Source organism: Pseudomonas sp. GM49, assembly GCF_000282355.1.
Lineage (GTDB): Bacteria > Pseudomonadota > Gammaproteobacteria > Pseudomonadales > Pseudomonadaceae > Aquipseudomonas.
Genome location: NZ_AKJL01000283.1, coordinates 21,203 through 32,164, shown reverse-complemented (window position 1 = coordinate 32,164; position 10,962 = coordinate 21,203). Strand labels below are relative to the sequence as shown.

Here is a 10,962-nt window from a genome sequence, read left to right as displayed (position 1 = left end):
AGAGGTCGGTGCCGTGGTTCCAGCCGAGGCGCTCGGCAGCAGCGATGAACACCTCCAGCGGTGCGTTACCGGCACCGGCGCCCATGCCGGCGAGGCTGGCGTCGATACGATCACAGCCCTCTTCCACCGCGACGATGGAGTTGGCCACGCCGAGGCTCAGGTTGTGGTGGGCGTGCATGCCAGTTTCGGTTTCCGGTTTGAGCACCGCCTTGAACGCGCGGAAGCGCTCGCGCACGTCCTGCATGTTCATCGCCCCGCCGGAGTCGGCCATGTAGACGCAGGTGGCACCGTAGCTCTCCATCAGCTTGGCTTGGGCGGCCAACTGCTCGGCCGGGATCATGTGGCTCATCATCAGGAAACCGACGGTGTCCATGCCCAGCTCGCGGGCATACTCGATGTGCTGTTTCGACACATCCGCTTCGGTGCAATGGGTGGCGATGCGCACCACCCGGGCACCGGCGTTGTAGGCTGCTTTCAAGTCATGCACCGTACCGATGCCAGGCAACAACAAGGTGGTGATTTTGGCGTGACTGATGACATCAGCCGCGGCCTCGATCCATTCCAGATCGGTGTGCGCCGCGAAGCCATAGTTGAAGCTCGACCCTTGCAGGCCGTCACCGTGGGCGACTTCGATCGAGTCGACCTTGGCCTTGTCCAGGGCACGGGCAATGTCCTGCACATTCTGGATCGAATACTGGTGGCGAATCGCGTGGCTGCCGTCGCGCAGGGTCACGTCGGAGATGTAGAGTTTTTTGCCGGGATCAAAGGTCATGTCAGTCTCCTCAGACGTTCAGCATCGACTGCGCCATGCGCTCGGCAGTGGCCAAGGCAGCGGAGGTCATGATGTCGAGATTGCCGGCGTAGGCCGGCAGGTAATGGGCGGCGCCTTCGACTTCGAGGAACACCGAAGTCTTGAGTCCGGAGAACTTGCCGAGGCCGGGGATGTGCAGTGGTGCGTCTTCGGGGATGACGTCGAACTGGACTTTTTGCTTCAGGCGATAGCCCGGCACATAGGCCTGTACGGCGGCCGCCATCTCGACGATAGAATCTTCTACCAGCGCCTGATCGGCGGCTTCGGACAGCACAAACACCGTGTCGCGCATCATCAACGGTGGTTCAGCCGGATTCATCACGATGATCGCCTTGCCCTTGGTCGCGCCGCCGATCACTTCGATGGCCTTGGAGGTGGTTTCGGTGAATTCGTCGATGTTGGCGCGAGTGCCGGGGCCGGCGGATTTGCTGGCGATCGAGGCGATGATCTCGGCGTAATGCACCTTGGCCACGCGCGAGACAGCGGCGACCATCGGGATGGTCGCCTGGCCACCGCAGGTGACCATGTTGACGTTGAGCTGAGCGAGGTTCTGTTCGAGGTTGACCACCGGCACGCAGTACGGACCGATGGCGGCGGGTGTCAGGTCGATCAGGCGGATGCCGGGTTTGATCGAGCGCAGAAACGCATCGTTCTTCACGTGGGCGCCAGCCGAGGTCGCGTCGAAGACGAAGTCGATATCCTTGAACACATCCATGCGGGTCAGGCCTTCAACTCCTTCATGGGTGACCGCCACGCCCATGCGCTGGGCGCGGGCCAGACCGTCGGAGGCCGGGTCGATGCCGACCATGACCGCCATTTCCAGGTGCCTGGCGTTACGCAGGATCTTGATCATCAAGTCGGTGCCGATGTTGCCGGAACCGATAATCGCTGCTTTGATTTTCTTGTTCATAGTCTTTTAGATCCTCAGTCAAAACGCACAGAGCAACTGCCGATTCCCGCGATACTGACCCGCAGGTTGTCCCCCGCCACCACCGGCACCATCGCCGACAGTGCACCCGACAGAATCACTTCACCGGCCTTTAGGCTCATGCCCAACCGGCCCAGCGTATTTGCCAGCCAGGCCACTGCGATCGCCGGTGAACCCATGGTTGCCGCCCCGGCGCCGGTGCCGACGATCCGACCGTTTTTCTCCAGCACCATGCCCGTGGTGTACAGGTCCAATTGCCGTGGGCTGACCAGCCGATCGCTGAGCACGAACACGCCGCACGAGGCGTTGTCCGCCACGGTGTCCTGGATCTTGATTTTCCAGTCGCGGATCCGCGAATCGACAATCTCGAAACAGGCCATCACACCTTCAGTGGCACGCAATACGTCGGCCACCGTGATGCCCGGTCCGGTCAGATCGTGCTTGAGCACAAAGGCGATTTCGCCTTCGGCCTTGGGCTGGATCAGCCCGGCCATAGCCACGCTGGAGCCCGGATTGACGACCATGGCATTGGTCAATTGGCCGAAATCCGGCTGACGCACGCCGAGCATGTCCATCACCGCTTGGCTGGTCACACCGATTTTCTTGCCAACGATTCGCTCACCGCCGGCCAGGCGGCGGCTGATGAGGTGTTGCTGGATCTGATACGCCTGTTCCAGGGTCAACTCAGGATGTTTTTCGGTCAGCGGCGCGATGGCCTGCGCCTCGATCAGAGCGTTGAACAGCTGGTCACCCAGGTGCTGCGGATTGAGTGTTGAAGGGTTCATGGAGCGACTCCTGACAGTAGGCAAAATTATCGGTGCAGGTATTGGGTAATGGCGTCGTAGCCCGCTGTCGCACATTCGCAATCCTGTTCTTCACTGGCGCCGGACACGCCGATCGCGCCGACCAGGCGGTCGCCCAGTTGCAGCGGCAAGGCGCCGCCCATCGGCACCAGTCGCGGCCGCAGGATCAAACACTGACGGACATGCTCGGGGGCATCACGCAAGCGCTTGCCGACATCGGCGGTGGGCAAGGCGAAAGAGACCGCAGTCAGAGCCTTGTCCTGGGCCAGATCGATGGTGTGCAGCGGTGCCCCGGCGCTTCGACCGAACGCAAGCAGGTGCCCGCCAGCGTCCAATACCGCAACGCTGACTCGCCAGCCATGCTTGCCGGCATACTGCAGGGCCGTATCCAGCGCCAACCGGGCAGCCGCCATGCTTAACGGGTCGGCCAACTGGGTATCGGCAAAGGGAATGTCCAGACTCATACGCAGATTTCCTTGAGAGATGTTGCCGGCTGCGCAATCGGTTTCGCCGGATGTAGCAGGTAGCAGGCCAACGCCGGCACCAGGACCAGTGCCACCAGCATGTTGCACAGGAACATGAAGGTCAGCAGCACACCCATGTCCGCCTGGAACTTGATCGGTGAGAACACCCAGGTGACGACACCCAGGGACAGCGTCAGGCCGGTGAAGACCACCACCCGACCGGTGAACATCAGGGCCTGCCGATAGGCCATCGCCAGGCTCTCGCCACGGCGTAACCAGAAGAGCGTTACGCTAAGGATGTACAACGCGTAGTCCACGCCGATCCCTACGCCCAATGCCACCACCGGCAAGGTCGCGACTTTCAGTCCCATGTCTAGCTGGACCATCAGCGCCTCGGCCAGCAATGACGTGAGGATCAACGGCAGCACCGCGCAGAGCACCGCGCGCCATGAGCGGAAGGCAATGAAGCACAACAGCGTCACCGCCAGATACACCCCCAGCAGCATTCGCGTGTTGGCGCTTTTCACCACAATGTTGGTAGCGCTTTCGATCCCGGCATTGCCGGCGGCCATCAGAAAAGTGGTCTGCTCGTCGTTGTATTTTTCAGCGAAGGCGGCGCTGGCCTTGACCACGGAGTCGAGGGTGTCGGCCTTGTGATCCTTGAGGTAGGCATAGATCGACAGCAAGCTGCAGGTGCCGTTGAACAGCTCGCGCGGTGAGCGCATGGCGGCGGCGTTGATCATCGATTGGTTAGGCGGCAACTCGTCCCATTTGAAGTTGCCTTCGTTCATCCCGACGTTGATCTTGCGCGACAGCCCGGCGATGGATTTGGTGGTTTCAACGCCAGGCAATTCGCGCAGGCGCCATTCCAGCTCTTCGACCTTGCGCAAGGTCGAGTAGTCGACGCACCGGCCAGCCGGGGTTTCGACCATGATTACGAACACGTCGCTGCTGGCCTGGTAATGCTCAATGATGAACCGGTTATCAAGGTTGTAGCGCGAATCGGCGCGTAGCTCTGGCGCCCCCGGGTCGAGGTCGCCAACCTTCAAGTCCTTGCCCATCCACAACGCGCCGAGCCCGACCGCTACCGCCACTCCGATCGCCAGTCCTGCCGAACGCCGACTGGTGAAATACTCGAACAGGCGCACCAGAAGTTGCGACGGCTGTCCTGCAACCGGGGCTTCATGCTTGAGACTACGGGCGGCCGCTCGTGGTGAAACACCGGTGAACGAGAGCATGATCGGCAACAAGGCCAGGTTGGTGAACACCAGGATGCCTACACCCAGACTGGCGATCAGCGCCAACTCCTTGATCACCGGCACATCGACGATGGACAACACCGCGAACCCCACAACGTCGGCCAGCAGCGCGGTCATCCCCGCGGCAAACAAACGGCGGAAGGTATAACGTGCCGCGATCAGCTTATGAGTGCCGCGCCCGACATCCTGCATGATGCCATTCATCTTCTGCGCGCCATGGCTCACGCCGATGGCGTAGACCAGAAATGGCACCAGAATCGAGTACGGGTTCAGCTCATAACCCAGTAGCGGCAACAGGCCGATCAGCCAGATTACTCCGATCAGCGTGCAGCTCTGCACCACCAGGGTACTGCGCACGCAGCGGGTGAATTGATAGAGGATCGCGCTGGTGATCAACACCGCCATGGCAAAGAACGCCAGCACCGCATACAGACCATCGATCAGGTCCCCCATGACTTTGGCGAAACCGATGATGTGGATGTCCACGCCGCGTTGTTGATAGGTGCCGCGCAACGTTTCCAGGCTGTCGGAAAGTTGTTTGTAGTCCAGCGCCTGACCGGTTTTAGGGTCTATTTCCAACAGTGGCAAGTAGATGATGCTCGAACGCAGGTCGCCCGCCACCAGTTGGCCGATTTCTCCGGAGCGCTCGACGTTGGCGCGCAAGTCATCCAGGCTTCGGTCATCGCCGTCAAAGCCATCGGGGACCACGGGGCCTCCGTCGAACCCTTCTTCGGTCACCCCTTGCCAGCGGGTCGCCGGGGTCCAGAGCGAACGCATGAAGGCTCGGTCGACACCGTTGAGCAGGTACAACTCATCATTGAGCTGGCGCAGGGTTTCCATGTACCGGGCATTGAAAATATCGCCCTCTTCTCGCATCGCCACTGCCACCCGGATCGCGTTGCCGGCGCCTTTGAGATCGCGGGCATGCTCCAGATAGTTGAGCGTAAAGGGATGGTGCGCGGGAATGGTTTTCAAGTAGCTGGCATTAAGTCTGACCTGGCTGGCCGCAACGGCCAGCAACACCGTGACAATCAGGCAGAAGCCGACCACCAGGAACCGGTGATTGAACAGCACGCGTTCCAGGCGATTGCCTGAATACTTGTCGAAGTCCGACAGGGAGGCGATAGCGGTAAAGCCATCTGAATTGCTGATAGCCATTGTCAGTTTCCTTTTTCTATACCAGCCGACTCAGCGCAACGCGCTCGGCGGGAAACGAGTGATGCCCTGGGTACCGACAGCCAGGCTGCCGCCATCGGGCAAGGCCAACAGCGCGATCAGCGGGAAGCGTTGTTCAGGTGCCACCGGCCGAAAACTGCGACCGTCGTCACGGCTGAGCCACCCTTGCCCCGACTCATCCGCCAACAGCAGCGAGCCGTCGCGCAATTGAGTAGCAGCCGTCAGGCTCTTGCTCGATGCCACGGCTACTGACTGCCAACTGGCTCCCTGATCGATGGAGCGGAACAGATGCCCGCGCAAACCAAACGCAAGCAGGCTGTTGTTACGCGTGGCCACCAGGCCGAAAAAGCTGCCGTCATAAGGGCTGGCGAAACGCTTGAATCCTTGCAGGTCGTGGTCGACACGCATCAGAGCTCCCTGCTCCCCGGCCAGATAAATCCGTCCACCCAAGGCTTGCACCGCATTGATATGTTGCGACTCACTGCCATTGAGTAACGCCAGCGAAGGCTGCCAGCTCTGACCGGCGTCTTGTGTGCTAAAGGCCAAGCCATAAGCACCCAAGGCCAACACGCGTCCATCGCCCATGCACTGCACGGTCAGAAACGGTTTGTCGGCGCCTTCGACTACCAGGCGTCGCGCTTCGTCAATCTGCCCGGGGTCCTGGCGTACCTGCAAAATCGCCTGGGCGGCTTGCTCGCCCTGAAGTTGCCGGGCCCAGTGGACGCCACCATCGCGGGTGGCGAGGATCACCCCGCGATGACCGACGGCCCATCCATTGAGGGCATCGGCAAAGCACAGGCCGGTCAGGCTGACCGAGACTGGAACACTGGCTTGCTGCCAGTGCTGGCCTTGATCGTCGGAGTAAAGAATGGCGCCCCGCATGCCGGCGACCACCAGCCGCTCACCGGCCATCACCGCGGCATTGAGCGCGGAACGGCTGGCCAGCGTTGAGAGCGGCGCGTTCTGCTCCAGCGTGTCGGCCACTTTCCTGCCACCCGTGCCGCTGGCGGCTGACGCCAGTTCACCAATCACGCCCAGGAGCAGCAGGCACGCCAACGCATATTTGTGTGTATTCACCGCATACCTCCGGTCAGACAGGCGAGCCCGGCCGCGAAGCCAAGGCTCGCTAAGAACATCAGCGTGCGCTCATCTTGGTCAGCGACTCGGGAGAGAAGAAGCTTTCACGACGACGATCGGTGATCGCGTATTGCTCGTTACCCGCATCCCCCAACGCGCAGTTGTACATCCAGGCCTTGGTTCGATGGTCATGGAAGAAGCCGGTGCAATAGTTCACAGTCGCCGGGATGTCCGGGGCCACGAATGGAGTCGTCAGGGACGTGCGCCACAGAGTGCCTTCGGCGTCCCACCCGTCGATGATCGCGTTACCCCAGTTGTCTTCGTCGTAGTAGAACTTGCGCTTGGGCACCGCATGACGTTTGCCGGCCTTGAGGGTCGCCTCGACCACCCAGACGCGGTGCAGCTCCCAGCGCATGTAGTCCGGGTTGGCATGACGCTGTGCCATGACTTTCTCATCGGCGTTGGCCAACAGCTGATTGCTGTTGTATGGAATGAGCATTTCCTTCTTGCCGATCAGCTTCCAGTCATAACGCTCCGGCGAGCCGGACCCGCCAAAGTTTTCATCGACGAAGTTGACGCCCGAGGCCACGGGGTTAGGTGTATCGAAGTTGATGCTCGGGGCACGACGCACCCGGCGTTGACCCGACAGGTATTGCCACAACGTGCGGCCCTGTACGTAGTCCGTCACGTTGTGAACCATCAATGCCTCACCCGCACGGAAGGCCGGAGCGTATGTCAACTGAATGGCCATCATGTAGTTGATGCCAGCAGACTCCGCCGAACCGTCCTTGAAGTAGTAGGGATACTGGGCTTCGTCCTCGGCCGCCGTGGCCAATACCCGCTGGCCATCGGCAGTGGTGGTCCATACCTTGTACTTGCTGTGGGTCGACTCTCCACGCCACAACAGTTGGTGGTTCCACTGCACTTCTATACCCGACTTGGGGATCGGGAACGGTACACCGCCGTAAGCTCCGTGAACTACCAGGCCGTCGCTGTCCAGAGAGGCCTGGGTGGCGTTTTTCAGGGTGTTGTCGTACACCCACTGTGGTGCCGATGCAGTGCGACGTGTCGGAAACACATCGATGCGGAACGTCTGCGGATTGTCCTTGAACAACTGGATCACGCCGTCGCTGAGTTTGTCCTGGTACTTGGCCAGATTGGCTGCAGTGATGGTGTACAACGGCTTGTCCTGGGCGAACGGGTCGAACGCTCGATGGCCCTGTTGATAGCCCACCGGCACCGTGGAGTAGCCACCGGTCCAGGCTGGAATGCTGCCATCAGCATTACCGGCACGCTCGGCGCCCATCGGTGTCAGCGTGCTTTTCAGTGCCTGAGCGTCCACCGCGCTGACAGCTGCATAGGTGGTCATGGCTGACAGGGAAAGAGTGAAACAGGTCAACAACTGAGCGATTTTTTTGTTATGCATTGTCCAATCCTCAGAACGTGTGGGAGACGCTGAAGGACACGAAATCCCGATCAGCATTGGTCTGTTTAAAGGTTTTGATGCCATTGATGTTGATGGGCGCTGAAGGCCCGTAATAGCCGTTGTAAGCCAGGGTGAAGGTGACCGACTTCAGGTAGTCCGCCGTCAGACCGATGTTGTAGTCGCCGCCTTTGGCCTGGCTGAAACCGCCGACCGCTGACGAGCGTCCGTCTATGCCATAGCTGAAACCCATGGGCACAGAGAGGTCGACACCGTTCATGACCTGGAAATAGGTTGGGGAAAACGCGACACGAATCGCCGTGGCATCGCGTGTGCCATTGGGGTCAAGGTTGTCGAGATTCTTCTGGACGCTGAGGGTTCGGTTCCAGGCCAACTCGCCCAGCAGGCTGGCGGTATCCCAGAACGCACTGGTTGGCATGATGTAAATCATGTTGACCTGGGCGTGGGCGGTGCGCCCCACGGCATAGAGCGGGTTGCCATCGTTATCGCCATTGCCCGCCAGATCGACCATGGTCAGGCTGACCAACGGTGCGTTGTCGCGCACCGAGGTTTCAAACCCGATGTTGACGTCGCCAAAGCCGCGATTGGCGCTGAAACCGTAAGCGCGGATGTCCTCGGGGAACACCAGCATGTATTCGCCGATCTGGTCCGGGCGCGCGCCCGCACCGACCCCGGGACGCAACTGGGTCTGGAAGTTCTTGTCGTGGTAGTTGATGGCGTACAGGCCGAAATCGGTGTCCAGGGCCTCGGAGCGGTAGCGCAACTGCACGCCCCACTGACCGCTGTCGCGCGCTTCGATGTCTTTACCCCGATAGAAGGAGGCCGCTGGCACGCCGTCCGGCAGGCGCCCCACGACGATCCTTTCACCACCTTCGTCGAGCAGGTCAGCCGGGCTGAAATAGCTGCCGGCCCCAGGTATGCGGGTACGCTCCCACTCGAACTGGTAGTAACCGCCGACCGAGATTGTTGGAGTGATCTGCAATTGGGTGGAGAACTGCTTGACCGGTAGCGCAAGCTCCTTGAACTGAGAGTTGGGTACGGTCAGCGCACGCACCGCATCGATCGGTTGCTGGCCTGCAGCAATGCCGTTGTTTCCGTAAAACAGGCTTTCGCCGTAGATCAACGAGTGCTGGCCAAGGCGCGACACCCCCCACATTTCATCGCCAATGTCATAGTTGGCGTAGACAAACGCATCGCGAAACTCCGCGTCCCGCCCGTGCAGGTCGCGCGTATCCTTGGTGAACTGGTCGTAACGTACGCTGTAGGAGTTGACTGTTCCCGGTGAGGTGTTGTCGTTGCCCTTGTTGTACACATCGTCATACCAGGCCGCGCCGGTGACGCGCGCGCCGACCTTCTGGTAAGAGACGTCAAACTCCGAAAACAGGTCCAGGCGGTTGGAGATAAGGCCTTTGTTGAAGTTTCGGTCGCCATCATCCAGGTTCGCATCCGCGACCAGTTTGTCTTGCTGGTCTCTGACGCGCCAGGCGCTGGAGTACTTGACGTTGGTATCGAAGCGGGCCTTCAGGTCGGGGTTGCCGGTGTCGAATTCCATCGCATACGCACTGGATAACACTGAACAGCCGAGCAAGGTCGCCGTCAGGCGAGTAAGCCGTAGGCGCTGCTCAGCCGCCCGCACGGTGCCGGGCACTTGTTTTTGATGTTTAGACATGCAAAGACCTCTGCGACAGTAAGCCGTTTTTTGTTTTTATGAGTGACCGCCGAGTTAGCGGAAGTCGTGTCTTGCCGGGAGGAACGTGGCCCTCCCGGTCCAGCGACTCAGTCGTTGAGCGACACGGGCTCCAGCCCAAACAGCATCGGTGGCAATGGCTGCCCCAACAGATAAGCCCCGAGCATGCCCGCGGTGTCATCGGCGTTCTGGGTAATGTGGTTGGCGGCGGCGATCACGTCGCGCAGGATGCGTTGCAACGGGTTGTTCAAGTAAATGCCACGGGCCGAGGTGGCCTTGAACAGCAGCATCACCGCCTCTTCGCAGTCGCGACCGACGCGGGCGATGTCGAGCATGTAATGGACACGGTCAGACACTGGTACCAGTTCGCGACGTTCGACGTATTCGCTGCTCTCGGCGAGCATCTGCAACAATCGGGCACGTGCCGAACGCACGCGGACCACTGCGTTGCCCAGACGATCCTTGACGTACGGACTCAGTGCTGCGCCGCCGCCGTCGGTGGTGTTGGTGCGCACGCTCATCTGGCGCACATACTCGTCGATCCCGCCCTGGGCGATGCCCACGATCAGCGCCGAGACGGCACCGAAGAAGATCTGGTTGAACGGATACAGGTAGTTCGCCGGGCGCTCGCTGTAGGTGTACTGAATCAAGCTGTGGGCACGGTGATAAGGCACGAACGCGTGCTTGATTACCAGGCTCTTGCTGCCGGTACCGGCCAGGCCGAATACGTGCCAGTCGTCTTCGATCACCCACGCCGAACCGGGCACCAGCATCGACATGCGATCAATCACCTGACCGTTGGCATCGCGCCGCAAGCCGCCGAGGAACGCCCATTGGCCGTGGTCGCAACCGCTGGAGGTCTTCCAGGTGCCACTGATGTTGAAGCCGCCTTCGACTTCTTCGACCTTGCCGAACGGCGGGTAGGACGAGGCGGTGATCACCGTGTTGTCTTCGCCCCAGGCATCCAGGCAAGCCTGCTCTGGCAAGGAGCCGTATTCCCACTGGTGAATACCCAGGATCATCATGTTCCAGGCGCTACTGCCGCAGCCACGACCCAACTCCATCAGGACTTTGTAGAACACCGCGGGATTCATCTCCCAGCCACCATATTGGCTGGGTTGGAGGATCTTGAAGAAACCGGCTTCAACGAACGCCGCGATGGTCTCTCTGGATACCATGCGGTTCTGTTCCACCGAGTCGGCTTTTTCCATCAGCATCGGGATCAATCCGCGCGCACGCTCCAGCAATTGCGCTTCGCTCGGAATCGTTTGGGTATCCACAGGCTCGGTTGGCGTGACGAAGTTGTTCATAGG

9 protein-coding genes are annotated in these 10,962 nt (G+C 60.5%); all 9 read right to left on the bottom strand.

Features of this window, described 5'->3' with window-relative positions; all coding sequences use genetic code 11:
* Positions 1–772: 4-hydroxy-2-oxovalerate aldolase (gene dmpG / locus PMI29_RS04555; RefSeq protein ID WP_008002772.1), on the bottom strand; the 772-nt coding region annotated here is incomplete at its 3' end.
* A 10-nt stretch (positions 773–782) separates the two neighbouring features.
* Positions 783–1,721, bottom strand: a complete 939-nt coding sequence (locus PMI29_RS04560; protein ID WP_008002769.1) for an acetaldehyde dehydrogenase (acetylating) — start codon at positions 1,719–1,721, stop codon at positions 783–785.
* Positions 1,722–1,735: 14 nt separating this feature from the next.
* On the bottom strand, positions 1,736–2,524 hold the full coding sequence (dmpE, locus tag PMI29_RS04565; RefSeq protein WP_008002767.1) for a 2-oxopent-4-enoate hydratase: 789 nt from the start codon (positions 2,522–2,524) through the stop codon (positions 1,736–1,738).
* Between the two features lie 26 nt (positions 2,525–2,550).
* Positions 2,551–3,006 carry a GlcG/HbpS family heme-binding protein gene (locus tag PMI29_RS04570; protein WP_008002765.1) on the bottom strand — a complete coding sequence of 152 codons (456 nt, stop codon included), beginning with the start codon at positions 3,004–3,006 and terminating at the stop codon, positions 2,551–2,553.
* The gene (locus tag PMI29_RS04575) at positions 3,003–5,423 is read right to left on the bottom strand and encodes an efflux RND transporter permease subunit (RefSeq protein WP_008002763.1); all 2,421 of its coding nucleotides are present in this window, start codon (positions 5,421–5,423) and stop codon (positions 3,003–3,005) included. Before PMI29_RS04575 ends, PMI29_RS04570 begins: the two co-directional genes overlap by 4 nt.
* A 30-nt stretch (positions 5,424–5,453) precedes the next feature.
* The gene (locus tag PMI29_RS04580) at positions 5,454–6,518 is read right to left on the bottom strand and encodes a WD40/YVTN/BNR-like repeat-containing protein (RefSeq protein ID WP_008002761.1); all 1,065 of its coding nucleotides are present in this window, start codon (positions 6,516–6,518) and stop codon (positions 5,454–5,456) included.
* Positions 6,519–6,576: 58 nt separating this feature from the next.
* Positions 6,577–7,944: a DUF1329 domain-containing protein gene (locus PMI29_RS04585; RefSeq protein ID WP_008002758.1), complete on the bottom strand. Its 1,368-nt coding sequence runs from the start codon at positions 7,942–7,944 to the stop codon at positions 6,577–6,579.
* Positions 7,945–7,954: 10 nt separating this feature from the next.
* Entirely contained in the window at positions 7,955–9,631 is a 1,677-nt protein-coding gene (locus PMI29_RS04590; RefSeq protein ID WP_008002756.1) for a DUF1302 domain-containing protein, read from the bottom strand.
* A 107-nt stretch (positions 9,632–9,738) separates the two neighbouring features.
* A complete protein-coding gene (locus tag PMI29_RS04595; RefSeq protein ID WP_008002754.1) occupies positions 9,739–10,959 on the bottom strand; it encodes an acyl-CoA dehydrogenase family protein in 1,221 nt (406 codons plus the stop codon).
* Positions 10,960–10,962 lie beyond the last annotated feature (3 nt).